17 protein-coding genes and 1 pseudogene are annotated in these 23,978 nt (G+C 70.2%); 9 read left to right on the forward strand and 9 right to left on the reverse strand.

The window, feature by feature from the left end; genetic code table 11:
* The first annotated feature begins 84 nt into the window (after positions 1–84).
* The 3 genes and pseudogenes from G9272_RS18515 to galE all read left to right on the forward strand — a co-directional run bounded on the left by G9272_RS18515 (position 85) and on the right by galE (position 2,834).
* A complete protein-coding gene (locus G9272_RS18515) occupies positions 85–582 on the forward strand; it encodes a MarR family winged helix-turn-helix transcriptional regulator (RefSeq protein WP_171397614.1) in 498 nt (165 codons plus the stop codon).
* A gap of 279 nt (positions 583–861) precedes the next feature.
* Positions 862–1,783: pseudogene (locus tag G9272_RS18520) on the forward strand (hypothetical protein).
* 70 nt (positions 1,784–1,853) lie between these two features.
* A complete protein-coding gene (galE, locus tag G9272_RS18525) occupies positions 1,854–2,834 on the forward strand; it encodes a UDP-glucose 4-epimerase GalE (RefSeq protein WP_171397615.1) in 981 nt (326 codons plus the stop codon).
* A gap of 85 nt (positions 2,835–2,919) precedes the next feature.
* Here galE and G9272_RS18530 read toward each other — a convergent pair whose 3' ends face one another.
* Positions 2,920–3,564, reverse strand: a complete 645-nt coding sequence (locus G9272_RS18530) for a LuxR C-terminal-related transcriptional regulator (RefSeq protein ID WP_171397616.1) — start codon at positions 3,562–3,564, stop codon at positions 2,920–2,922.
* 34 nt (positions 3,565–3,598) lie between these two features.
* Positions 3,599–4,237, reverse strand: coding sequence for a TetR/AcrR family transcriptional regulator (locus tag G9272_RS18535; protein WP_171397617.1), 639 nt, complete (start codon positions 4,235–4,237; stop codon positions 3,599–3,601).
* A 173-nt stretch (positions 4,238–4,410) separates the two neighbouring features.
* Here G9272_RS18535 and G9272_RS18540 point away from each other — a divergent pair, with 173 nt between their 5' ends.
* Together G9272_RS18540 and G9272_RS18545 are read left to right on the forward strand one after the other, a co-directional pair.
* Complete coding sequence (locus G9272_RS18540) at positions 4,411–5,328, forward strand: ABC transporter permease (RefSeq protein ID WP_171397618.1); 918 nt, start codon at positions 4,411–4,413, stop codon at positions 5,326–5,328.
* Positions 5,321–6,154 carry an ABC transporter ATP-binding protein gene (locus tag G9272_RS18545; RefSeq protein ID WP_171397619.1) on the forward strand — a complete coding sequence of 278 codons (834 nt, stop codon included), beginning with the start codon at positions 5,321–5,323 and terminating at the stop codon, positions 6,152–6,154. The genes G9272_RS18540 and G9272_RS18545 overlap by 8 nt, the downstream gene beginning before the upstream one ends.
* A 107-nt stretch (positions 6,155–6,261) precedes the next feature.
* On the opposite strand, the gene G9272_RS18550 is transcribed toward G9272_RS18545, so the two are convergent.
* Positions 6,262–11,214, reverse strand: coding sequence for an NAD-glutamate dehydrogenase (locus G9272_RS18550; RefSeq protein WP_171397620.1), 4,953 nt, complete (start codon positions 11,212–11,214; stop codon positions 6,262–6,264).
* A gap of 1,217 nt (positions 11,215–12,431) precedes the next feature.
* On the opposite strand from G9272_RS18550, the gene G9272_RS18555 reads away from it, so the two are divergent.
* On the forward strand, positions 12,432–12,998 hold the full coding sequence (locus G9272_RS18555; RefSeq protein ID WP_171397621.1) for a DJ-1/PfpI family protein: 567 nt from the start codon (positions 12,432–12,434) through the stop codon (positions 12,996–12,998).
* 126 nt (positions 12,999–13,124) lie between these two features.
* On the opposite strand, the gene G9272_RS18560 is transcribed toward G9272_RS18555, so the two are convergent.
* Together G9272_RS18560 and G9272_RS18565 are read right to left on the reverse strand one after the other, a co-directional pair.
* Positions 13,125–13,796: an HAD family hydrolase gene (locus G9272_RS18560; protein ID WP_171397622.1), complete on the reverse strand. Its 672-nt coding sequence runs from the start codon at positions 13,794–13,796 to the stop codon at positions 13,125–13,127.
* Positions 13,797–13,909: 113 nt separating this feature from the next.
* Positions 13,910–14,425: a DUF6912 family protein gene (locus tag G9272_RS18565; protein ID WP_171397623.1), complete on the reverse strand. Its 516-nt coding sequence runs from the start codon at positions 14,423–14,425 to the stop codon at positions 13,910–13,912.
* Between the two features lie 335 nt (positions 14,426–14,760).
* On the opposite strand from G9272_RS18565, the gene G9272_RS18570 reads away from it, so the two are divergent.
* Positions 14,761–15,489 (forward strand): Rv3235 family protein, encoded by a 729-nt coding sequence (locus G9272_RS18570; protein WP_171397624.1) that lies wholly within the window; start codon positions 14,761–14,763, stop codon positions 15,487–15,489.
* A gap of 162 nt (positions 15,490–15,651) precedes the next feature.
* On the opposite strand, the gene secA is transcribed toward G9272_RS18570, so the two are convergent.
* Positions 15,652–18,498: a preprotein translocase subunit SecA gene (gene secA, locus G9272_RS18575; RefSeq protein WP_171397625.1), complete on the reverse strand. Its 2,847-nt coding sequence runs from the start codon at positions 18,496–18,498 to the stop codon at positions 15,652–15,654.
* 281 nt (positions 18,499–18,779) lie between these two features.
* Here secA and G9272_RS18580 point away from each other — a divergent pair, with 281 nt between their 5' ends.
* Together G9272_RS18580 and G9272_RS18585 are read left to right on the forward strand one after the other, a co-directional pair.
* The gene (locus G9272_RS18580) at positions 18,780–19,421 is read left to right on the forward strand and encodes a GNAT family N-acetyltransferase (RefSeq protein ID WP_171397626.1); all 642 of its coding nucleotides are present in this window, start codon (positions 18,780–18,782) and stop codon (positions 19,419–19,421) included.
* 162 nt (positions 19,422–19,583) lie between these two features.
* On the forward strand, positions 19,584–20,783 hold the full coding sequence (locus G9272_RS18585; protein ID WP_171397627.1) for a winged helix-turn-helix domain-containing protein: 1,200 nt from the start codon (positions 19,584–19,586) through the stop codon (positions 20,781–20,783).
* Positions 20,784–20,879: 96 nt separating this feature from the next.
* Here the strand turns inward: G9272_RS18585 and G9272_RS18590 are convergent, their stop codons facing one another.
* The 3 genes from G9272_RS18590 to G9272_RS18600 all read right to left on the reverse strand — a co-directional run bounded on the left by G9272_RS18590 (position 20,880) and on the right by G9272_RS18600 (position 23,774).
* A complete protein-coding gene (locus tag G9272_RS18590) occupies positions 20,880–21,626 on the reverse strand; it encodes a response regulator (RefSeq protein WP_020133042.1) in 747 nt (248 codons plus the stop codon).
* Positions 21,627–21,832: 206 nt separating this feature from the next.
* A complete protein-coding gene (hpf, locus tag G9272_RS18595) occupies positions 21,833–22,525 on the reverse strand; it encodes a ribosome hibernation-promoting factor, HPF/YfiA family (RefSeq protein ID WP_253267851.1) in 693 nt (230 codons plus the stop codon).
* 313 nt (positions 22,526–22,838) lie between these two features.
* Positions 22,839–23,774, reverse strand: coding sequence for a ComF family protein (locus G9272_RS18600; protein WP_253267852.1), 936 nt, complete (start codon positions 23,772–23,774; stop codon positions 22,839–22,841).
* Positions 23,775–23,978: the final 204 nt, after the last annotated feature.

A 23,978-nucleotide genomic window follows, 5' to 3' on the forward strand; every position in this document is an offset into this window, starting at 1 on the left:
CGTCCGGACCGCCTCACGGAGATAAGTAGAGCACACAATTCAGTTGTGCACAACTAAATGGCTCGCTGGAGCTACTCTGGAGACATGACCCCGACGCCCACACCCGCAGCGCAGGAGAACGCCGAGGAGAACTGGCTCCGCCTGGACAGCCAGATCTGCTTCTCCCTGCACGCCGCCTCGCGCGCCTTCAACGGCGTCTACCGCGTGATCCTCAAGGAACTCGGGCTGACGTACCCGCAGTACCTGGTGCTGCTGGTCCTGTGGGAGCACGGCGAGCTGCCCGTCAAGAAGCTCGGCGAACACCTCCGCCTCGACTCCGGCACGCTCTCCCCGCTGCTCAAGCGGCTGGAGTCGGCCGGCCTGGTGCGCAGGGAGCGCAGCTCCCGCGACGAGCGCTCGGTGGAGATCCGGCTCACCGAGGAGGGCACGGCCCTGCGCGAGCGGGCGCTGCGGGTGCCGCGCCGGATCGTTTCGGCGACCGGGTTCGACCTGGACGAGATCCGCGACCTGCGCGAACACCTCGACCAGCTCACCTCGGCCCTCGACGCGGCGGCCCTGGAGGAGGAACCGGAGCGCGGCTGACGGGCCGCCCTCACGGCGCGGCACCAGGTCCTGGCGGACGCCGAGGCCCGGCTCGGGCACGGACGTGCCGCGGCGTGACGGCCCGTTCGCGTCATGGACGGCCACATCGGCACCGATGGGCGCTTCCTGACGTTTAGCCCGGCTTACGAACCGCGTGTGATGAAACGTCGCCGTCTCCTCGCCCTGCCTGCCCTGCCTGCCCTGCCTACCCTCCCTACCCTCCCTGTCCTCCCTGCTCTTCCCGCTCTCGCCCTCACCTGGCTCGCCACCCGCGCCGGGATGCTGTGGCTGCCCGCCCACGACGCCCTGCCCGTGCTCGGCAGCCGTGTCGCGCGGGCTGTGTGGCGCGGCTACCACCACTGGTACGGCACCCTGTCGGCCGGTGCCTTCCCCGCGCAGGACACGCTGTGGCAGTACCCGCCGGGCGCCGGGCCGGTGCTGCTGGCGCCCGGGGCGCTGCCGTGGTGGACCTACCTCCAGGCGCTCGTCGCCCTGACGGTCGCGGCGGACGCGGTGACCACGGTGCCCCTGGCCCGCGCGGGCCTACGCCCCGGTCGCAGTCTCTACGGCGCCGCGCTGTGGGTGGGCGGGCTTCCCCTGCTGCTGCGCCTTCCGCTCGCCCGCTACGACGTGCAGGTCACGGCCCTCGCCGTGGTCTCCCTGCTGACGCTGTCGCGGTCCACACGCGTGTGCGGGGCGTTCGCGGCGCTGGGCGCGCCGGCCCTATGTCTCGACCGTCGCCCACATCTCCCTGGCCCTCACCGCGGCCGCCTTCGGCCTCCTGCTGCTGTGGCGGATCCGGGCCCGCCGCTGGACGGAGGCGACACCGTACGACGCCGCGCTGAGCGCCGTGCCGCTGTTCACCGTCACCAGCCGGGTGATCAGCCCGCAGTACATGGTCTGGCTGCTGAGCCGGGCCGCCGTCTGCCTGACCTCGCGGCACACCACCCAGCGCCCGGTCGCCGCGCTGGTCCTGGCGGCGACCGCGGTCGGCTCGGTGATCTTCCCTCTCCTCTACCCGGAGGTCATCGACCGCACCTGGACCGGCACCACACTCATGCTCGTACGCAACGGCCTCCTGACCACGGCCGCCGCCCTCTCCTGCACCCGCCTGTGGCGCTCCGGCACACCCCGCGTCGTACCCGCCGCAAGAAGCCGTCCACAGCCTCGGCGCGAGAGCCGAACACCTGCTTCACTTTGAGACGACAGGGCACCCAGACATGTGCCATCACGCACCGTCACGGACGGGACTCACGAGGGGGAGGCCGCGGATGACCTGGTTGATCACGGGCGGCGCCGGATACATCGGGGCGCACGTCGTACGGGCGATGACCGAAGCGGGCGAGCGCGTCGTGGCCTACGACAATCTGTCCACGGGGATCGCCGAGCGCGTACCGGACGGGGTACCTCTGGTGATGGGTTCGACGCTGGACGGACAGCGGGTCGCGGACACCCTCGCCGAGCACTCGGTCACCGGCGTCATCCACCTCGCGGCGAAGAAGCAGATCGGCGAGTCGGTGGAGCGGCCCCTGCATTACTACCGGGAGAACGTGGAGGGCCTCCGGGTCCTCCTGGAGGCGGTGACCGCCGCCGGGGTGTCATCCTTCGTGTTCTCCTCCTCCGCCGCCGTGTACGGCATGCCGGACGTGGACCTGGTCACGGAGGACACTCCGTGCGTCCCGATCTCTCCGTACGGCGAGACGAAGCTGGCCGGGGAGTGGCTGGTGCGGGCGACGGGGCGGGCCACGGGCCTGTCCACAGCCTCGCTGCGCTACTTCAACGTGGCCGGGGCGGCACGCGCGGACCTCGCGGACATCGGCGTGTACAACCTTGTCCCCATGGTCTTCGAGAAGCTGACCGAGAACGCGTCCCCGCACATCTTCGGCGACGACTACCCGACCCCCGACGGCACCTGCGTCCGGGACTACATCCACGTGGTCGACCTGGCGGAGGCCCATGTTGCCGCGGCCCACGCACTCCGGGCCGGCCCCGGCCGCCGGCTGACCCTCAACATCGGGCGCGGCGAGGGCGTTTCGGTACGAGAGATGATCGACCACGTCAACGCCGTCACCGGGTACGACCGGCCGCCCACCGTCACCCCACGCCGCCCCGGCGACCCGGCACGCGTGGTGGCCTCCGCCGGCCGCGCCGCCACGGAACTGGGCTGGAAGGCCGGGCACGACGTTCAGGACATGATCGTCTCGGCCTGGGAGGGGTGGGTCAGGCTCCACCCGGAGGCAGCTCGGAAGTAGGAACGGGGAGGGCCGGTGGGGCCTGTGAGGCCCGTCGACCGGGCGAGCCGAGCGGTGACGGCCCGAGGGTCGCCGTCGGTCCGGGTCAGGCGTTGTTCAGGTAGGCCAGTACGGCCAGCACCCGCCGGTGTCCGCTGTCGCTGGGCGGGAGGCTCAGCTTCAGGAACACGTTGCCGATGTGTTTGCTGACAGACCGTTCGGTGATGACGAGGGTGTCGGCGATGGTCGTGTTGTCGCGACCCTCCGCCATCAGCTTCAGCACCTCGCGCTCACGCGGGGTGAGCGAGTCCAGTGGTGAGTCGCGGCGGCGGGACATCAGCTCCGTGACGACCTCGGGGTCGAGAGCCGTACCGCCGGAGGCGACCCTCTCCAGGGCGTCGAGGAACTCGTCCACCCGGCCCACGCGGTCCTTCAGCAGATAGCCGACCCCGCTCGCGCCCCCGCCCAGCAGCTCGGCGGCGTAGGACTCCTCGACGTACTGGGAGAGCACCAGCACCGGCAGGCCGGGAATCTTCTCGCGGGCCTCCAGCGCGGCCCGCAGCCCCTCGTCGCGGAAGCCCGGCGGCATCCGCACGTCGAGCACGGCCACGTCCGGCCGGTGCCGGAGGAGCGCCGGCAGAACCTCGGGGCCGGAGCCGACGACGGCCACGACCTCGTGCCCGGCCGATGTCAGCAGCAGGACCAGGCCCTCCCTGAGCAGGGCGTTGTCCTCGGCCATCACGACTCTCATGCCACCTCGACTCCCGTCACGGCGTCCGCGCCACTTACAGCGCCTTGATCGCCTCGGTGGTCGCACGAGCCAGCGCGCCCAGGTAACCCTTGGGCAGCTTCGGGCTGCGGATCACCACCGAACGCCAGTAAAGCGGACCCGAGATCAGATCGAGCGCCAGCTCCTCGTTCAGCCCCGCGCGGACCTCGCCGCGCTGCTCCGCCGCCGCCACGATCTTCAGGGCGACCTCCTCCTGCCCCTGCTTCAACGCCGTCTGCAAGGCCTCGGCGATCTCCGGGTTGCGGGCCGCCTCGGCCTGGAGGTCGGGGATGATCTGCGAGGCCACCGGATGCCGCAGCGCCCGGGAGCTCACCTCGTAGAGCATGCGCAGATCGCCCTCCAGGCTGCCCGTCTCCGGGGCCGGCAGACCCTGCACGGCGATCACCGAGACGATGTCGAGGACCAGGTGCAGCTTGGAGCGCCAGCGCCGGTACACCGCGGTCTTGCCCACCCCGGCGCGCCGGGCGATCCCCTCGATGGACATCCGCGCGTAGCCGACGGTCGCGAGCTCCTCGAACACGGCGGCCCGGATGGCCTCCGTCACATCCTCGCGGAGCACGGCCGCGCCCGCGGGGGCCCGGCGGCGCGGGCGCACCTGGGGTCCATCGGCGTTCGTCGTCATACGAACCAGCATAGGGCGTTACGACGAAACGGTTGCGTTCCGACGGCGAAACGGCCTACTCTCACGTTGCGACGATACGGTCCCGTCCCGACGTAAGAAAACGTAAAGAAAAATGTAAGGAAACGTCGAGCGGCCACAGAAACACCGCCGCCCGCACCCCTTCCCCCCGAGCGAAAGCAGCGGATGTGAGTCAGGTCCTCCACACACCGCCCCAGGCACAGGCCGCCCCCCACGGCGACCTCGCGGCTCTGGCCGCCCGTCACGGCCTCACGGTCAGCGGCGCCCGCCCGTCCCTGCCCGAGTACATCCGCCAGCTCTGGGCGCGCCGCCACTTCATCACCGCGTTCGCCACCGCCAAGCTCACCGCGACGTACGCCCAGGCAAAGCTGGGCCAGGTCTGGCAGGTGATGACCCCCCTGCTGAACGCGGCGGTCTACTACTTCATCTTCGGTGTGCTCCTCGACACCAAGAAGGGTGTGGCGGACTTCATCCCGTTCCTGGTCACGGGCGTGTTCGTGTGGACGTTCACCCAGACCTCGATCATGGCGGGCACCCGGGCCATCTCGGGCAACATCGGCCTGGTCCGGGCTCTGCACTTCCCGCGGGCCGCGCTGCCGATCTCGTTCTGTCTTCAGCAGTTGCAGCAGCTGCTGTTCTCGATGGCCGCCCTGGCGGTCATCCTGCTCGCCGTCGGCGTGCCGCCGGCCGTCTCCTGGCTCCTCGTGATCCCGGCCCTGACGCTCCAGTTCGTCTTCAACGCGGGCATCTCGATGGTCATGGCCCGGCTGGGTGCCAACACGCCGGACATAGCACAGCTGATGCCGTTCATCCTGCGCACCTGGATGTACATCTCCGGTGTGATGTGGAGCATCGACAACCTGCTCGACAAGCACGCCGGCATGCCGACCTGGGTCGCCGACCTGCTGCGGGCCAATCCCGCTGCCATCTACATCGACCTGATGCGCTTCGCGCTGATCGACAGCTTCCACGCGAGCCAGCTGCCGCCCCACGTGTGGCTGGTCGCGGCCGGCTGGGCCCTGCTCGCCGGTGTCGGCGGCTTCATCTACTTCTGGAAGGCTGAGGAGACGTACGGCCGTGGCTGACAACGCACCCCGCACAGCGCCCGTCGACATCACCGACGAACGGGCCCCCACCGTCATCGCCGACAGCGTCGACATCGTCTACCGGGTCAACGGCACGGTCGGCGGCCGGGGCAGCGCGACCGCCGCCCTCAACCGCATCGTGCGCCGCAAGCAGGCCGACAAGGTGTCCGGCGTGCGCACCGTGCACGCGGTGAAGAACGTCTCCTTCGTCGCGTACAAGGGCGAGGCGATCGGCCTGATCGGAACCAACGGTTCCGGCAAGTCGACCCTCCTCAAGGCGATCGCCGGTCTGCTCCCGGTGGAGCGCGGCAGGATCTACACCGACGGCCAGCCCTCCCTCCTCGGCGTCAACGCGGCCCTGATGAGCGACCTGACCGGCGAGCGCAACGTCTACCTCGGCGGCCTGGCGATGGGCATGACCCGGGAGCAGATCAAGGAGCGCTACCAGGAGATCGTCGACTTCTCCGGCATCAACGAGAAGGGCGACTTCATCTCCCTCCCCATGCGCACATACTCCTCCGGCATGGGCTCCAGGCTGCGCTTCTCCATCGCCGCCGCCAAGGATCACGACGTCCTGCTCATCGACGAGGCCCTGGCCACCGGCGACGCCAAGTTCCGCAACCGCTCCGCCGAGCGCATCCGTCAGATGCGCGAACACGCGGGCACGGTCTTCCTGGTCAGCCACAGCAACAGCTCGATCCTCGAGACCTGCGAACGCGCCCTGTGGCTGGAGCGCGGCGAACTGCGCATGGACGGCCCCGCCGAGGAGGTCCTGAAGGAGTACGAGGCCTTCACCGGGGACGGCAAGGCAAAGAAGAAGCGCTGAGCGAAGCAGCCGCGCCCGAGGGCACGGCAAAAGGGCGCCCCCCGGTCGATCGGGGGGCGCCCTTCCGTCGTCCTACGGCCAACTGCCTACCGCCTACCGCCTACCGCCTACGAGTGCGTCCGCAGCAGCGTACGCATCGTGCGCATGGCCACCGACAGGTTGGCCAGGTCGAACGTCTCCGAGCTCTGGATCTCCTCCAGCGTGGTGCGCGCCCGGCCCAGGATCGCCGCGTTCTTCTCGTCCCAGGCCTTGAAACGCTGCTCGGGCGTCGAGGTGCCGTTGCCGACGGCCAGCACGTCCGCCGTCAGCGCCGCGTGGGCCGCGTACAGGTCCTCACGGATGGAGGCGCGGGCCATGGACTGCCAGCGGTCGGCCCGCGGCAGCTCGATGATGCGGTCCATGAGCTGCGCGATACGCAGCCGGTCGGCGAGGTCGTAGTAGACCTCGGCGACGTCCAGCGGGTCCCGCCCCATGCGGTCGGCCACCGAGACGATGTCCAGCGCCGGGAAGGCCGAGGAGAACCCGGCCACCCGGGTGGCCAGCTCGTCCGGGACGCCGGCGTCGGCCAGCTCGTCGTGGATCCGCTGCCACCACTCCAGGTCCGCGCCCCGCAGCAGCTTCGTCAGCTGCGACCACACCTGCTCGACGCGCTCGGCGAAGAAGTCGACGGTCTCGGCGAGCTGGAGCGGCTGCGGCCGGTTGTTCAGCAGCCAGCGCGTACCGCGCTCGACGAGCCGCCGCGAGTGCAGCCGGATACGGGTCTGGACGTCGGCCTCGACCTGGTTGTCGAGATCCTCCACCGCGTCCCACACCGGCGCCGAGCTGAAGATCGCCCGGGCCGCGGTCTGGGCCCGCACGATCTCCTCCAGCGAGGCGCCGGTCTCCTCCCGCAGCCGGTGCAGATACGTCGTACCGCCCGTGTTGACCGTGTCGTTGACCAGGACGGTCGTGGTGATCTCGCGGCGCAGCGGGTGGCTGTCGATGCCCTCGGGGAACCGCTCGCGCAACGCCGTCGGGAAGTACGCGTGCAGCAGACCGCGCAGGTACAGGTCGTCGGGCAGCGAGGTGTGCAGCAGCTCGTCCGACACCGTGATCTTCGTGTAGGCCATCAGGACGGCCGTCTCCGGGCTGGTCAGACCCTGGCCGGCGCCGAGACGCTCACGGATCTGCCGGTCGGTGGGCAGGAACTCCAGGGCCCGGTCCAGGTGCTTCTCCCTGACCAGGTGGCGCATGAAGCGCTGCTGGGCGTGGAGCATGTCCTTGGACTGGGCGAGGGCGTTGGCGATCGCCGTGTTCTGCGCGTAGTTGTTGCGCAGGACGAGAGCGCCGACCTCGTCGGTCATCTCCGCGAGCACCTTGTTGCGCTGCTTGACGGTCATGTCCCCGTCGCCGACCAGGCCGTTGAGCAGGATCTTGATGTTCACCTCGTGGTCGGAGGTGTCCACGCCCGCGCTGTTGTCGATGGCATCCGTGTTGATCTTGCCGCCGTGCAGCGCGAACTCGATCCGGCCGAGCTGGGTCAGCCCCAGGTTGCCGCCCTCGCCGACGACCTTGACGCGCAGGTCGGCGCCGTCCACCCGGATCGGGTCGTTGGCCTTGTCACCGACGTCGGCGTTCGACTCCGCACCGGACTTCACGTACGTGCCGATGCCGCCGTTCCACAGCAGGTCCACCTGCGCCCGCAGGATCGCCTTCATCAGGTCGGCCGGGGTCAGCTTGGTGACGCCCGTCTCGATGCCCAGCGCCTCACGGATGTGAGCGTTGACCGGGATCGCCTTCGCCGTGCGCGGGAAGACACCGCCGCCGGCGGAGATCAGATCGCCGTTGTAGTCGGCCCAGCTGGAGCGGGGCAGCTCGAACAGCCGGCGGCGCTCGGCGTAGGAGGTCGCCGCGTCCGGCTTCGGGTCGATGAAGATGTGCCGGTGGTCGAAGGCGGCGACCAGCCGGATGTGCTCGCTGAGCAGCATGCCGTTGCCGAACACGTCACCGGACATGTCACCGACGCCGACGACCGTGAAGTCCTCCGCCTGGGTGTTCACGCCCAGCTCCCGGAAGTGCCGCTTCACGGACTCCCAGGCACCTCGGGCGGTGATGCCCATGCCCTTGTGGTCGTAGCCGGCCGAGCCGCCGGAGGCGAAGGCGTCGCCGAGCCAGAAGTTGTACGACTCCGCGACCTGGTTGGCGATGTCGGAGAACGTCGCCGTGCCCTTGTCGGCGGCGACCACCAGGTAGGTGTCGTCCTCGTCGTGCCGCACGACGTCGGCCGGCGGCACGACCTCCCCGCCGACCAGGTTGTCGGTGATGTCGAGCAGCGCCGAGATGAACGTCTTGTAGCTGGCGATGCCCTCGGCCAGCCACGCGTCACGGTCCACGCCCGGGTCGGGCAGCTGCTTGGCGACGAAGCCGCCCTTGGCGCCGACCGGCACGATGACGGTGTTCTTCACCATCTGCGCCTTGACCAGGCCGAGCACCTCGGTACGGAAGTCCTCACGCCGGTCGGACCAGCGCAGACCACCGCGCGCGACCTTCCCGAACCGCAGGTGCACGCCCTCCACCTGCGGCGAGTACACCCAGATCTCGAACGCGGGCCGGGGCGCCGGAAGGTCCGGGATGGCCTGCGGGTCGAACTTCATGGACACGTAGTCGTGCGGCTCGCCGCCCGCGCGCTCCTGGAAGAAGTTCGTCCGCAGGGTCGCCTTGATGACGGTGAGGAAGGACCGCAGGATCCGGTCCTCGTCGAGCGAGGCCACCTCGTCGAGGGCGGCGTCCAACTCCTCGAGCAGCGCGTCGACGATCTCGTGCCCGGCACGCTGCCGGTCGGGCGACATCCGCGCCTCGAACAACGACACGAGCAGCCGGGTGGTGTGGACGTTGGTCCGGAGGGTGTCCTCCATGTAGTCCTGGCTGAACGTGGACCCGGCCTGACGCAGGTACTTGGCGTACGCGCGCAGCACCATCGCCTGCCGCCAGTGCAGCCCGGCGCCCAGCACCAGCGCGTTGAACCCGTCGTTCTCCGCCTTGCCGGTCCAGGTCGCCGAGAACGCCTCCTGGAACCGCTCACGCCCGTCGTCACCGAGGAAGTCCCCACCGGGACCCGCCAGCGACTTGGGGATACGCAGACCGAAGTCGTAGATCCAGGCGTTGCTGCGGTCCGCGCAGCGCAGTTCGTACGGCCGCTCGTCGATCACCTCGACACCGAGCCGGTTCAGGACCGGCAGCACGGCCGACAGGGAGATCGCGTCACCCTTGCGGTAGATCTTGAAGCGGCGCTCGTCGGGCGCGGCGCCCACCGGCTCGTACAGGCTGAGCGAGAAGTTCCGCTCCTCGGTGAGCCGCTCCAGATGGCAGAGGTCGGCGACGGCGGAACGCGGGCTGTGGTCGGCCTTGTAGCCCTCGGCGAAGGCGTTGCTGTAGCGCCGCAGCAGCTCCGCGGCCCGCTCCTCGCCGAGTTCGGCGTTGAGCGCCTCCTGGAACGCGTCGGCCCAGGAACGCGCCGCCTCGACGAGCCGCGCCTCGATGCGCTCCTTGTCGACGTCGGACAGCTCCGGCAGCTCGGTGCCCTGCGGGACACGCACGACGAAGTGCAGCCGGGACAGGATCGACTCGGTGTTCCAGGCGGTGAAGTCGACGTTCGTGCCGCCCAGCTCCTCCTTGAGGATGTCGATGATCCGCAGCCGCACGCCCGTGGTGTAGCGGTCGCGGGGCAGGTAGACGATCGCCGAGTAGTAGCGCCCGTACTCGTCCTGGCGCAGGTACAGCCGCAGCCGGCGCCGCTCCTGGAGATAGAGCACGGACGTGACGATGGACCGCAGTTCGTCCACCGGCGTCTGGAAGAGCTCGTCGCGCGGGTAGGTCTCCATGATCTGGAGCAGGTCGCGCCCGTCGTGGCTGTTGGGCGAGAACCCGGCGCCCTTCAGCACGGCCTCGACCTTGCGCCGCACGACCGGCACGCGCACCACGGACTCCGTGTAGGCGGCGGAGGAGAACAGCCCGAGGAACCGCCGCTCCCCGACGACGTTCCCGTCCTTGTCGAACTTCTTCACACCGACGTAGTCGAGGTAGGAGGGCCGGTGCACGGTGGCCCGGCTGTTCGCCTTGGTCAGCACCAGCAGCTTGTGCTCACGCGCCTTGGCACGGGCATCGGCGGGCAGCCGCTCGAAGGAGGGGCTGACGGGGTGGCTGTCGGCGTCGGCGTGATGCGGGTCGGAGCGCAGAATGCCGAGCCCGGTCCCGGGAACGGCGGCGAGGGAGTCGTCCCCGCGCAGCTGGTACTCCCGGAAGCCGAGGAACGTGAAGTGGTCGGCGGCCAGCCAGCGCAGCAGCTCACGGGCCTCGTCGACGTCGGGCCGCGCCAGATCACCGGGGACGGGCTCCTCCCGGAGGTCATCGGCGACCCGCAGCGCGGTGTCCCGCATCTTCTCCCAGTCCTCGACGGCCTCCCGGACATCGGACAGGACGCGCACCAGGTCGGCCGTGATCTGCTTCAGGTCGGCCCGGTCGGTCTCACGGTCGATCTCGACGTGGATCCACGACTCGACATGCCCGTCGTGCGGGAGGTCCCCCGCGGCGGGCGGGGCGCTGAGCACCTCGATGAGCTTGCCTGCCACATCGCGCCGCACGACGACCTGCGGGTGGATGACGAGGTGGATCCCCCGCCCCTGCCGGGTCAGCTCATTGGTGACGGAGTCGACGAGGAACGGCATGTCGTCGGTCACGACCTCGACGACCGAATGGCTGCACGTCCACCCGTTCTCCTCGACGGTCGGGGTATGAACCCTTACATTGGCCGTCCCCTGCGGCCGGTTCTCGGCAAGCCGGTAGTGCGAGAGCGCGGCTCCGAAGACATCGACCGGGTCACGGCCGCTCAGGTCCTCCGGGGCGGTGTGCAGGTAGTAGCGCTTGAGGAACGCGAGGAGGGAGTCGTGGTCCGGGGTCCCCGGAGTACCGCCGCCCTCGCCCGTCGTCCCAGTCGGTAGATGCCCCCCGACCGGGCTGTTCTCAGCGACCCGCGCCGCCCTCTCGAGCAGCTCGGCCTTGGCTTCGTCCAGCTTGGTCTGCATTGTCCTCTGGCTCCTGTCGCGCGCCGTTGCGTGACGTAGAAGGAAGTACGGTCTCTTCCCCTGCGGCTCGACGCCACGGCCCGGGTTCTCCGGTCTGCTCCGACGCTATGCCGCAAGGTGAGATGAGCGGGGGGTTATCGGCCATTCTCGACACCACTCCCGGGTGTGACGCTGCTCTCCGCGCCGGGTGCATCCGGGGTGTGTACGGCGTCCTGGGGGCCCTTTCGGCCCCGTCCCGCCCGCGCCGACCAGCGTCCGCCGCCCGGCTGCGGAGATGGTCCGCACACGCCGGGCGCAGGGCAGGGGCACCAATGCCCCCGCGAGCTATCGCGCTGATCACGCCACCAAGGCTATCGCCCCTCCCGGGCCTCCCGTCATGAGCCGTATGTGTACAAAACCCAGCCCAGAACTTTGCCGTTCTGCACAGAGGCAAAACGGGTGGTGACGTGGGAAGGGACCCAGGGGCGAGGACGGGAAGGGCGGGACCGGAGGGTTGTGCCGGTGGGCACGGTGTGCGAGGACGACGAGGGACGGGGGAGGCGACCCCTACCGGGCGCACCTGAGGCGCAGCCCCCGGGGGCGTGCACGGGACCCGGTCCCCGGGCCGGGGTGCGGGGGCGGAGGCCCTGGAGGGGTGCGGGGGCGGAGCCCGCTGGGGTGCAGTCCCGCAGGGCGGAGGCCCTGGAGGGGTGCGGGGGCGGAGCCCGCTGGGGTGCAGTCCCGCAGGGCGGAGGCCCTGGTGGGGTGCAGGGACGGAGCCCCTGGAGCGGTGCACGGGGCGGAGCCCCGCCGGGGTACAGGGGACGCAGTCCCCGCCGGGGTACAGGGGACGCAGTCCCCGCCGGGGTACAGGGGACGCAGTCCCCGCCGGGGTACAGGGGACGCAGTCCCCGCCGGGGTACAGGGGACGCAGTCCCCGCCGGGGTACAGGGGACGCAGTCCCCGCCGGGGTACAGGGGACGCAGTCCCCGCCGGGGTGCAGGGGACGCAGTCCCCGCCGGGGTGCAGGGGACGCAGTCCCCGCCGGGGTGCGGGGGCGGCCCCTGGTGGGGTGGAAGGGGCGGAGCCCCTGGGATGGGACGGGTAGGGGCGGCGGGGGCGAGAAAAGTCGACGCCGACCCCACCCCGCGGGACGCTGAAAGCGCCCCCTCTTGGCAAGCCGACCCCCAAGAGACACGTTGCCCATGGCAACGCCCGCCCGAGAGGAGCCGCCCACCATGACCGCGAAAATCCTGATCGTCACCGGCGACGCAGCGGAATCCCTGGAAGTCCTCTACCCCTACCAGCGCCTCCGCGAGGAAGGCTACGAGGTCCACATCGCCGCCCCCACCCGCAAAAAGCTCCAGTTCGTCGTCCACGACTTCGAACCCGGCTTCGACACCTACACCGAGAAGCCCGGCTACACCTGGCCCGCCGACCTCGCCTTCTCCGAGGTCGACCCCGGCCAGTACGCCGCCGTCGTCATCCCCGGCGGCCGGGCCCCCGAGTACCTCCGCAACGACCCCGAACTCCGCAAGATCCTCAAGTCGTTCTTCGACGCCGACAAACCGGTCGCCCAGATCTGCCACGGCCCCCTGCTCACCGCGGCCGCCGACGCCCTCCACGGCCGACGCGTCACGGCGTACCCGGCGCTGGAGCTCGACATGCAGTCGGCAGGCGCCACCTTCCAGGACGCCGAGGCAGTGGTCGACGGCACCCTCGTCTCCGCCCGCGCCTGGCCGGACCACTCGGCCTGGATGCGCGAGTTCCTGAAGGTGCTACGCACCAAGGCACCAGTGACGTGACCTGACCCACCCCACCGAGGCCGCCGACAGCCGACCGCCGGCCGCCCGCCACTCCGACCCCAACAGGTGCGGCGCCCCCAGGACGCCGCACCCGCTCCGACGCTCGAGGCAGCCACCCGCAAACCCCTACGCGGCCGCAGCCAACCACCCCGCGACCTCCACCGCCTCCCCCAACGTGTCCACCACCGGCACCCCCACCCCCTCCAGGCTGGCCCGACTGTGCGACCCGCCGGTGTACAGGACGGCCCGCGCGCCCACATGCAACGCGGCCACCGCGTCATCGGCGGCATCCCCGATCACCACCGTGCGCGCCGCCTGCACCCCGGTCAGCGCCTCGAGGTGCCGCACCATGTGCTCGGCCTTGCTGCCCCCGGAGGGCCCGGTCCGCCCGTCGACCCGTACGAAGTGCGGCTCGATCCCGAACCCCCGGACCAGCGGCACGAGTTCATCGTGCACATACATACTCAGCAGCGACTGACTGTGCCCCGCCGCCCGCCACCCCGCGAGCAGCTCCACCGCGCCCTCGGTGAGCCCGCACCGCACCCGGTGCTCGGCGTAGTACCGGTGGAAGACGTCGTCCATGACCTCCCACTCGGCATCGGTGGGCAGCCTTCCCATCAGCCGCTCGTAGAACTTCGGCACCGGAACGCAGTACAGCGCCCGGTACCGCTCCAGCGTGATCGGCTCCAGCCCCAGCTCGACGAATGCCGCGTTCGTCGCCCCGATGATCGCGTCGTTGTCGTGGAACAGCGTCCCGTTCCAGTCCCAGACGATGTGCGCCGCTTCCTGCTTCCCCATACCTGCAAACGTACCCGCCACCACCGACAATCAAGTGACCGACCGAAGCGGCGCCCGGCCCCACCAGGCCAGGCAGGCCGGCAGGCCGGCAATCAGCAGCCGGCCGGGCGAGCTCAGTCGCCGGACCCCACCAGCGTCGGGATCTCCTGCCTGGCGAACCACAACAGCTCATGGTCCTCGGCCCCGTCGACGACGAACTGCGCGTCGTCGTCCCCGCCGTCCGCCGCCGTGACCGCCGCCGCCGCGGCGGCCACGTCCGCCTCCGCCTCCCCGGCGTCGACGTGCACCGCGGCCGCCTTGGCCAGCGGCACGGCACCCGTCACCCGCACCTCGCCCAGCGCCGCCGGATCGAGCCCCCGGTCGGGGTCCGCGGCGGCCGCGCGGTCGGGTACGTCGACGGCGACCACGACCCGGCGCCGCGGGGCACCGGGATCCGCCGCGAGCAACCGCAGCGAGGCGAGCGCGGCCCGGCTGAGCGCCGCGTACTCCAGCTCCTCGATGTCGTCGGAGACGTACCACTCGCGCAACGCGGGCGTGACGGCGTACGCGGCGAGCGGCCCGGACCCCAGCTCACCCGTCTTGTGCGCCTCGGCGAGACCGGGGAGGGTCAGGGGGACGTAGACGCGCATGGCTGGCCGCTCTTTCGTGGTCACAGGCTCGGACTTCGGTGCCCTTGGAGAGGACGGTTCCGCGCCTCCCCGAGGGCCTTCAGGATACGTGCGGCCGTCCCCTTTCGGGCCCCTGCCCACACCCCCGCGACCGTCAACCCCGACCCACGCCACTCACCCGGCCCGCCCCCGCAGCACCAGGCTTCCACCACCCCCCACCACCCCTGATAGGTGAACTTCCCAGCCCCTCGACGCGAGCTCTCCGCTTCCTTGCAGTCACGGACCGCAACCCCGTACAAGATCCGCAACGGCAAGTTACCGACCGGTATGGCCGAGCTCACCGAACGGGGACACCCATGAACAAGGTCATGACGAGGACGCAGCACCACCCCGCGCAGCACCACCCCGGCACCCGCCCTCCCGGCCGCCGCGACACCCGCCGCCCCGCAGGCGCCCCACCCCGCACCCCGAGCGGCGGCGCCCCCCGTACGGCACCCGGCGGCGGCCGCCCACCCGGTCCCCCCGGCACCAGCTCCCCCACCCGCACCCGCCCCGCCGACGGCCGCCCCACAACCCCCAACTCCCTCACCCGCCACCCGAACCCCCGACCCGGTACCAGTACCGGCACCGGCAGCGGCAGCGGCAGCGGCAGCGGCACCGACACCGGCATCAGCACCCCCACCAAGGCCCCCACCGGCTCCCCGACCGGCCCCGCCCAGACCCCCCGCCGCCCCGTCTCCCAGCCACGCCCCACAGACCTCTTCGCCGACCGCCTCCTCGCCGTCCTGACCGGCCAACGCCCGGTGCACTTCATGCTCCGGCACACCCTCGGCCACGCCTACGACGACCTGGCCCACCTCGCCGAACGCGGCCCCCTGCGCACCACCCACGGCGCCCGCCCCGTCGTCCGGGACATCGGCTACTACGTCCCCCGCCCCGGCGCCATCGAGGCCTTCGCCCGCATCGGCGCCGGCGACCGCCTGCGAGCCATGGCCTTCCGCCTGGAACTCGGCACCGACCACCGCTGGCGCTGCACCGCGGTGGAACTCGACGGCACCCGCAGGCCCCGCCCCCAGGACGACTGAGCCACCCCAGAACCGCCGAACAGCAAAGGGCCGGGCTCACCCGAAGGTGACCCGGCCCTCAAGCCGCTACGAAGCCCACAGCACCGTCACGCCATACGTCACAGACGTCATGCCACGCATCGCACGTGACGCCCGGCAGACAGCGCCGCAGGCAACCGCGCCCTACTTCTTACGGCGCCGCCCGGCCTTCGCCTGCTTGCGGCGCTCCGCGCGCGTGAGGCCGTCGGCCTCGGAGCGCACCGGCTCGTCCTCGTCACTGTCGAAGTCGCCCTCGATCGTGCCGCCCTCGCCGTCCACCGTCGGAGCCGAGAAGTGCAGCTGACGACGCTGCGGAGCGTCCAGCCCCTTGGCACGGATCTCCGGACGCGAACCCGCCTGCGCCGGCACCACGTCCTGCTTCTCCATGTCGACCGGCGCGGCGTCCTCCACCGGGACCTCCTCGACCTGCTGCTCGACCTGGACCTCCAGGTTGAACAGGTAGCCGACGGACTCCTCCTTGATGCCGTCCATCATCGCGGAGAACATGTCGAAGCCCTCGCGCTGGTACTCGACCAGCGGGTCCTTCTGCGCCATCGCGCGCAGACCGATGCCCTCCTGGAGGTAGTCCATCTCGTAGAGGTGCTCGCGCCACTTGCGGTCCAGGACCGACAGCACGACCCGACGCTCCAGCTCACGCATGATCTCGGAACCGAGCTGCGACTCCCGCGACTCGTACTGCTCGCGGATGTCGTCCTTGATGGACTCGGAGATGAACTCGGCCGTCAGACCGGCCCGGTCACCGGCCGCCTCCTCCAGCTCCTCGACGGTGACCTTCACCGGGTAGAGCTGCTTGAACGCGCCCCACAGCCGGTCCAGGTCCCAGTCCTCCGGGAAGCCCTCGGCGGTCTCCGCACCGACGTACGCGTCGATCGTGTCGTCCATGAAGTGGTGGATCTGCTCCTGGAGGTCCTCGCCCTCCAGAACGCGGCGCCGCTCACCGTAGATGACCTCACGCTGACGGTTGAGCACCTCGTCGTACTTCAGGACGTTCTTACGCGTCTCGAAGTTCTGCTGCTCCACCTGCGACTGCGCGGACGCGATCGCCCGCGTGACCATCTTGTTCTCGATCGGCACGTCGTCCGGCACGTTCGCCATCGACATCACGCGCTCGACCATCTGCGCCTTGAACAGCCGCATCAGGTCGTCACCCAGCGACAGGTAGAAACGGGACTCGCCCGGGTCGCCCTGACGGCCGGAACGACCGCGCAGCTGGTTGTCGATACGACGCGACTCGTGCCGCTCCGTACCCAGCACGTAGAGGCCGCCCAGCTCCTTGACCTCGTTGAACTCGGCCTTGACCGCCAGCTCGGCCTTCTCCAGGGCGGCGGGCAGCGCGGCGGCCCACTCCTCGATGTGCTCCTCGGGGTCGAGACCGCGCTGGCGCAGCTCCGCCTCCGCGAGGTCGTCGGGGTTGCCGCCGAGCTTGATGTCGGTACCACGGCCGGCCATGTTGGTCGCGACCGTCACGGCGCCCTTGCGGCCGGCCTGGGCGACGATCGACGCCTCACGCTCGTGGTGTTTGGCGTTCAGCACCTCGTGCTGGACACCCCGCTTGGAGAGCTGCTGCGACAGGTACTCGGACTTCTCGACCGACGTCGTACCGACGAGGATCGGCTGGCCCTTCTCGTGCTTCTCGGCGATGTCGTCGACGACCGCCTCGAACTTCGCGACCTCGGTGCGGTAGATCAGGTCGGACTGGTCCTTGCGGACCATCGGCCTGTTCGTCGGGATCGGGACCACGCCGAGCTTGTAGATCTGGTGGAACTCGGCGGCCTCGGTCATCGCCGTACCGGTCATGCCGCAGAGACCGGGCTGTTCCTTCTCGTTGTGGTCATGACGCTTGTAGAGGCGGAAGAAGTTCTGAAGGGTGATCGTGGCGAGCGTCTGGTTCTCGTCCTTGATGTCCACCCCTTCCTTCGCCTCGATCGCCTGGTGCATGCCCTCGTTGTAGCGGCGGCCGGCGAGGATACGGCCCGTGTGCTCGTCGACGATCATGACTTCGCCGTCCATGACGACGTAGTCCTTGTCCTTCTTGAAGAGCTCCTTCGCCTTGATGGCGTTGTTCAGGTAGCCCACCAGAGGGGTGTTCACCGACTCGTAGAGGTTGTCGATGCCCAGCCAGTCCTCGACCTTGCTGACACCGGCCTCGTGAATGGCGACCGTGCGCTTCTTCTCGTCGACCTCGTAGTCGCCGGTCTCCTCGATGCCCTTGAGCGGGTTGCCGGCCTCGCCCTTCTTCAGGCGCGTCACCAGCTTGGCGAAGTCGCCGTACCACTTGGTGGCCTGGTCCGCCGGACCGGAGATGATCAGCGGTGTACGCGCCTCGTCGACCAGGATGGAGTCGACCTCGTCGACGATGGCGAAGTTGTGGCCGCGCTGGACCAGCTCGTCCTGCGCCCACGCCATGTTGTCGCGCAGGTAGTCGAAGCCGAACTCGTTGTTCGTGCCGTACGTGATGTCGCACGCGTACATCTCGCGGCGCTGCGCCGGCGTCATGTTGGCGAGGATGCAGCCGACTTCCAGGCCCAGGAACTTGTGGACACGACCCATCATCTCGGAGTCGCGCTCGGCCAGATAGTCGTTGACCGTGATCAGATGGACGCCCTTGCCGGACAGCGCGTTCAGATACGCGGGCAGCGTGCCGACGAGCGTCTTGCCCTCACCGGTCTTCATCTCGGCCACATAGCCGAGGTGCAGGGCGGCACCACCCATGATCTGCACGTCGTAGTGACGCTGGCCGAGGACACGCTTGGCGGCCTCGCGCACAGTGGCGAACGCCTCGGGCAGCAGGTCGTCCAAGCTCTCACCGTCGGCGTACCGCTGCTTGTACTCATCGGTGAGGGCCCGCAGCTCGGCGTCGGAGAGGTCGACGAAGTCCTCTTCGATGGAGTTGACCTGGTCCGCGATGCGGTGCAGCTTGCGCAGGATCTTGCCTTCGCCTGCACGCATGATCTTCGAGAGGACGGACACGGGGGTTGGTCTCCTTGCCGGTCGGGCCTGGGACGGTCGGTTTCCAGTGGACTTACTGAGCAACGGCCATCGTATGCGAGGACCCCGCCACCCCGGGAGGCCTGCCGCGACGAGGACCACACACTGCTGCGCACCTGCTCCAAAATCTTCTTCAAAGGGGACAACGGCCGGGCCCCGCCGATGGTGCCGCGCCCGCCGGACGAATTGCGCGAATTGTGATCACGCGCTCACACACGGCGAAAAGATGGCGCCCGCCGGGACACCCCGCGCAGAATCGGCCGATGGAGCCCGAGCCCGTCACCCTCACCACCCCCCGCCTCGTCCTGCGCCCCCTCGACCCGCAGGACGCCGACGCCGTGTACACCGCCGCCCAGGACCCCGACATCCAGCGCTGGACCACGATCCCCTCCCCCTACCTCCCCGAGCACGCCCGAAGCTTCACCGAACTGCTCGCCCCGGAGGGCTGGGCGAGCGGCTCCATGTTCACCTTCGGCGTCTTCCTCCCCGACGGAGCCCTCACCGGCGTCCTCAGCCTCACCATGCGCTCCCCGGGCACGGCCGAGGTCGGCTTCTGGGCGGCCAAGGAACACCGCGGCCACGGCTACACCACCGAGGCCACCCTCACCGCCGCCCGCTGGGCCTTCACCACCCTCCCCGTCGACCGCGTCGAATGGCGGGCCGAAATCGGCAACACCGCCTCCCGCGCGGTCGCCGAGAACGCCGGCTTCACCCTGGAAGGCACCCTCCGCTCGGCCATCGCCAACAAGGGCGTACGCCGCGACTGCTGGCTGGCCTCCCTGCTCCCGTCGGACCTGGGACTGCCGTCGACGGCCCCGTACGTTCCGGCACCCTCCAGCCCGTCCGGAGCTTCCGGGGGCACAGCCGGCCCGTCCGGGGGCACAGCCGGCCCGTCCGGCGTTTGAGGACGAGGGCCGTCCAGGCCGAAAGCGGGGGTCCGGGGGCGGCAGCCCCCAGGGCCGGGAAGGGTAAGGGCGGCGGGGCGAGAAACCCCACGGCGGCCACCCCCACCCCCCAAACCCCCAGCTCACCCCGCACTGTCAGTCCCACCCCCTATCGTGCGAGCCATGACGACCCCGCGCCCCGACACCGCCCTCTCGGCAGACGAAGCCCGCCGCATCGCCCTACGCGCGCAAGGCTTCCTCGGCACCCCCGACCGCAAGGCCGGCGTCCGCGGCGCCCTTCGTCACCTAGGCGCGGTCCAGCTCGACACCATCTCGGTCCTGGCCCGCTCCCACGAGCTCATCCCCTACGCCCGCCTGGGAGCGGTAGGCCGCAAGACGGTCGAGGACGCGTACTGGAAGCCCGAGTCCGCCGGCACGCCCGCCGCACGACCGCACGCCTTCGAGTACTGGTCCCACGCCGCCTGCATCCTCCCCATCGAGGAATGGCCCCACTTCGCCTTCCGCCGCCGCGCCTACCGCGCCCGCCCGCACTGGAACCACACCCTCCCGGACGGCACGTACGACCAGGTCGTCAAGCAGCTCCGCACCGAAGGCCCCCTCACCGCCACCGAGTTGGGCGGAGCGAAGAAGACCAGCGAGTGGTGGGACTGGTCCGGCACCAAGGTCGCGGTGGAACGCGCGCTGATGTACGGCGAGGTGGTCTGCGTGGAGCGCCGCGGCTGGAAGCGCGTGTACGACCTCGCCGAACGCGCCGTACCCGCCGACCTGCTGCACGACGAACTGGACGACACCGAGTGCCTGCGCCGCCTCGTCCGCCTGGCCGGCCAGTCGCTCGGCGTGGGCACGCGCGCGGACATCGCCGACTACCACCGTCTCAAGGGCGAACAGGTCGACACCGTGATCGCCGACTCGGGCCTGGTCCCGGTCACGGTCGAAGGCTGGGGCAAGCCCGCCTGGGCCGACCCGGCGGCCCTGGAAACGCCCCCGCGCGGCCGCCACCGCACCACGCTCCTGTCCCCCTTCGACTCCCTGATCTGGGAGCGGGCGCGCACCGAGCGGATCTTCGGCTTCACCCATCGCCTGGAGGCCTACGTCCCCAAGCCGAAGCGCATCCACGGCTACTTCGCGATGCCGGTCCTGGCCGGCGGCCGGCTCGTCGGCCGCGTGGACCCGGCCCGCGAGGGCCGCACCCTGATCGCCAGGCAGGTCACGCTGGACGGCCCGAAGGCGGTCCCGGCGGTGGCCCAGGCCCTGCTCGAGGCGGCGACCTGGGTGGACTGCACGGACGTACGCGTGGAGCGCGTGGACGCCCCGGACCTGCGCGAGCCCCTCATCGGAGAACTCACCCGCGCACTGGCCTGACCCGAGCGAGCCACATCTGAGCCGGGCTGCATCAGGACTGAACCGGGCCGGTCCCAGACCCGGCTCGACGGATCACCGGCTCACCGGCTCACCGGCTCACCGGATCTCGAGAATCTTCTCCCGCATCGCGTACACGACCGCCTCCATCCTGGAGTGCAGCTGAAGCTTCTCCAGGATGTTGCGCACATGGTTCTTCACGGTGTTCTCGGAGATGAACAACTCCTTGGCGATATCACGGTTGTTCATTCCCGTGGCGACCAGCTTGAGCACCTCCAGCTCCCGGTCCGTCAGCCGCGGCGCGGGGACGAGGCGACGCTCGTCGGTCCGCTGGATCATCGACTTGAACTCGGTGAGCAGCTTCGACGCCATGGAGGGGCTGATCTGTGACTGACCGTCGGCGACGGCGCGGATCGCGGTGGCGACCTCGTCCGTGGAGATCTCCTTGAGGAGGTAGCCGGTCGCGCCGGCCTTGATCGCCTCGTAGAGGTCGGCCTCCTCGTCACTGATCGTCAGCATGATGATCTTCGCGCTGGGAGCCACCTCCTTGATGGAGGTGCACGCCTCGATACCGCCGCGCTTGGGCATCCGCACGTCCATCAGCACGATGTCCGGCAGCAGGTCGGCCGCCTTGTCCACGGCCTCGGCGCCGTCACCCGCCTCGCCGACGACCTGGATGTCCTCCTCGGCCGCGAGCACGATCTCCAGTCCGCGGCGGAACAGGGCGTGATCGTCCACGACAAGGACTCTGATCGGCTCCTTGCGTGAGGTGCCCCCGTCCGGGCCCATGCCGACGACGCCGTCGTCGGCATCGTCGTCCCGCATCGGTCCGAAGCTGTCCGCCATCGTTCCTCCCCCTGAAGGCTGTGGCCGTGGTCCTGTGCCGTCGCCAACCCAAGGCAGCGGCCCACCGGTTGAGCCGCCCTGGCCATGATTCCATGCCCGGACGACAACGCGGTGACAGAGCGGTGCCCAAAGGGGTCGCACACGGGTGCCCCTGGGGGCGCACACAGCGCTCCAGGGGCACACCGCTCAGCTGTCACCGGGCAGCGTCAGCCGCCCAACGTGCCGCCCGCCTCGGGCGAGTGCGCCTGGGCCACCATCGGGTCGGTGTCGAGGTAGATCACGCCGTAGTCGTAGGCGTGACGCCGGTAGACGACGCTGGGCTGCTTGGTCTCGGAGTCGACGAACAGATAGAAGTCGTGTCCGACCAGTTCCATCTCGTAGAGAGCCTGGTCGAGTGTCATCGGAGCGGCGACGTGGGTCTTCTCGCGCACCACGAGGGGGCCGTCGCCCTGCACCTCCAGCGAGCCGATCCGCTTGGTCGGCACGCTGTCCGACTCGTCGGCGGGGACGGGACGGCCGTTGCCGTTGAGCGTCGCCACACCGGGGACGTAGTCGGAAACCTCCGCCGCGGAGATCCTGCGGGCGCCGCGGCGCGTGTAACGCTTGTCGTGCTGCTTGCGCAGCTGGGCATCCAGCTTCTCCGCCGCCAGGTCGAGTGCCGCGTACGGGTCGTTGGCCGCCGCCTCCGCCCGGATCACAGGGCCGCGGGAGCGGAGTGTGATCTCCACTCGGTCGCACCGGTCGGCCTGTCGGGGGTTGGGCTCCTTGGACACCTCCACGTCGAGGCTGATCACCTTGCCGTCAAGCTTCTGGATCTTCTCCAGGTTCAGCTTGTCGGCCACGTGCTTGCGGAACCGCTCGGGCACCTCGGTCTTGCGGCCCTTGACGACGATGTCCACGCAGAACTCCGTTCCCGGATCACTCCGCTTCGGTGCGGAGCGTCTCCCTTTTGCACCAGGCTCCGGTGAGCACCGGAACCTCGGACTCGGTGACTTCCACCTCCTTCTCCCCCATGGGCGAGATCTACACCCCAGGCGCTGCGGAAGATTTCGAAAACCGCAGCACGGCATTCGGATATGAGAGGTGTGGCCTGCGGCTTTCCCTCACAACCGAACATATCTCGCCCGGACGGATGTCGTCACCCTCTACTGCGACGTACCTCCGTTCAGGCGAATTGGCCCTCTCATTACCTGCAACGACGCAAGTTCTCGCTCAGTTCCGGTTTATTTCGAAAGAGTCCGGCGACGCGGCGACCACGGCCGCGCAGAGCACGTCACCGGCTCCGCCCACGTCGTCCAGCGGTCTCACCGACACCCCGTCCACGCCTCGCTCCTCCGTTCCGGACAGCTGCCTACTGTCTTCCCGAGTGATACCCACGTACCCGGCCGTCGCCCCTTCACCACACAACGCACCCTTCGCCTCCTCCCCACACCGCCCACTCTCCCCCTGTCCCGCCCGCTCCGCCGCCCCAGCCACCCGAACCGCCCGCACCGCCCGCGCGGCCTCCGCCAGCGAGGCACCCGTCGTGACCACGTCGTCCACGAGAACCACCGGCCCACCGCACAGCACCCGCGCGCCCCCGGGCACCACCGTCAGCGCGCCCACCAGGTTGTCCAGCCGCTGCCGGGAGTCGAGCCCCGACTGGTCGGCCACGGCCCGCCGCTGCCGCAACACCGCGGCCACCCGCGCCGACACCCCCGCCCGCCGCAACTCACCGGCCGCCGCCAACGCGATCCGCCGCGCCGGATCATGCCCACGCGCCCGCACCGCGGCCCGGGTGGAGGGGACGGGGACGAGCAGGAGGTCTCCGGGGGGCTGGGGGCCCTCCCCCTCCCCCCACCCCACCTCCCCCACCCCCGCCCGCACAGCCCCCGCCAGCGCCGCGCCCAGCGGTCGCGCCAGTGCCAGCGCGCCGCGTTCCTTGTGGGCCAGCAGCGCCGCCCGTACCTCGTCCGCGTACCGGGCCGCCGCGTGCACGGCGGGCAGCCCTGGCGGTTCCGGCACCGGACGGACCCGGAACGGCACGGCTCCGCTCAGCGCCGCACGGCACTGCGGGCAGAGCACCGTACGCGCACTTCCGCAGCCCCCGCACTCGGCGGGCAGCACCAGGCCGGCGAGCTCCTGCCACCACCTGCGAACGCCTTCCACGTGCACTACTGTGCCGATGCCGGAAGCTGCCCGCCACCCCTGTGGAAAACCGCCCGGAGCGCCCTGTGGAAAACTCGCGGGAAGGCGGCCCGAAGGCACCTGGAGCGATCGGAACACCAAAAGGAGCAGGCGGAAATCAGCTCCCAAGAAACCCCGGGGCCAAAGGGAGAAGGAGTCCGGGTAGTTCCCTCCGAACCCCTAGCT

It is taken from the genome of Streptomyces asoensis (assembly GCF_013085465.1).
Classification (GTDB): Bacteria; Actinomycetota; Actinomycetes; order Streptomycetales; family Streptomycetaceae; genus Streptomyces; species Streptomyces cacaoi_A.

Coding starts and splice junctions, on each gene's coding strand:
- G9272_RS18550 (WP_171397620.1), bottom strand. CDS start 11,214: ATGCAGACCAAGCTGGACGAAGCCAAGGCCGAGCTGCTCGAGAGGGCG.
- G9272_RS18555 (WP_171397621.1), top strand. CDS start 12,432: ATGACCGCGAAAATCCTGATCGTCACCGGCGACGCAGCGGAATCCCTG.
- G9272_RS18565 (WP_171397623.1), bottom strand. CDS start 14,425: ATGCGCGTCTACGTCCCCCTGACCCTCCCCGGTCTCGCCGAGGCGCAC.
- G9272_RS18530 (WP_171397616.1), bottom strand. CDS start 3,564: ATGAGAGTCGTGATGGCCGAGGACAACGCCCTGCTCAGGGAGGGCCTG.
- G9272_RS18580 (WP_171397626.1), top strand. CDS start 18,780: ATGGAGCCCGAGCCCGTCACCCTCACCACCCCCCGCCTCGTCCTGCGC.
- G9272_RS18560 (WP_171397622.1), bottom strand. CDS start 13,796: ATGGGGAAGCAGGAAGCGGCGCACATCGTCTGGGACTGGAACGGGACG.
- G9272_RS18535 (WP_171397617.1), bottom strand. CDS start 4,237: ATGCTGGTTCGTATGACGACGAACGCCGATGGACCCCAGGTGCGCCCG.
- G9272_RS18590 (WP_020133042.1), bottom strand. CDS start 21,626: ATGGCGGACAGCTTCGGACCGATGCGGGACGACGATGCCGACGACGGC.
- G9272_RS18570 (WP_171397624.1), top strand. CDS start 14,761: ATGAACAAGGTCATGACGAGGACGCAGCACCACCCCGCGCAGCACCAC.
- G9272_RS18585 (WP_171397627.1), top strand. CDS start 19,584: ATGACGACCCCGCGCCCCGACACCGCCCTCTCGGCAGACGAAGCCCGC.
- G9272_RS18515 (WP_171397614.1), top strand. CDS start 85: ATGACCCCGACGCCCACACCCGCAGCGCAGGAGAACGCCGAGGAGAAC.
- galE (WP_171397615.1), top strand. CDS start 1,854: ATGACCTGGTTGATCACGGGCGGCGCCGGATACATCGGGGCGCACGTC.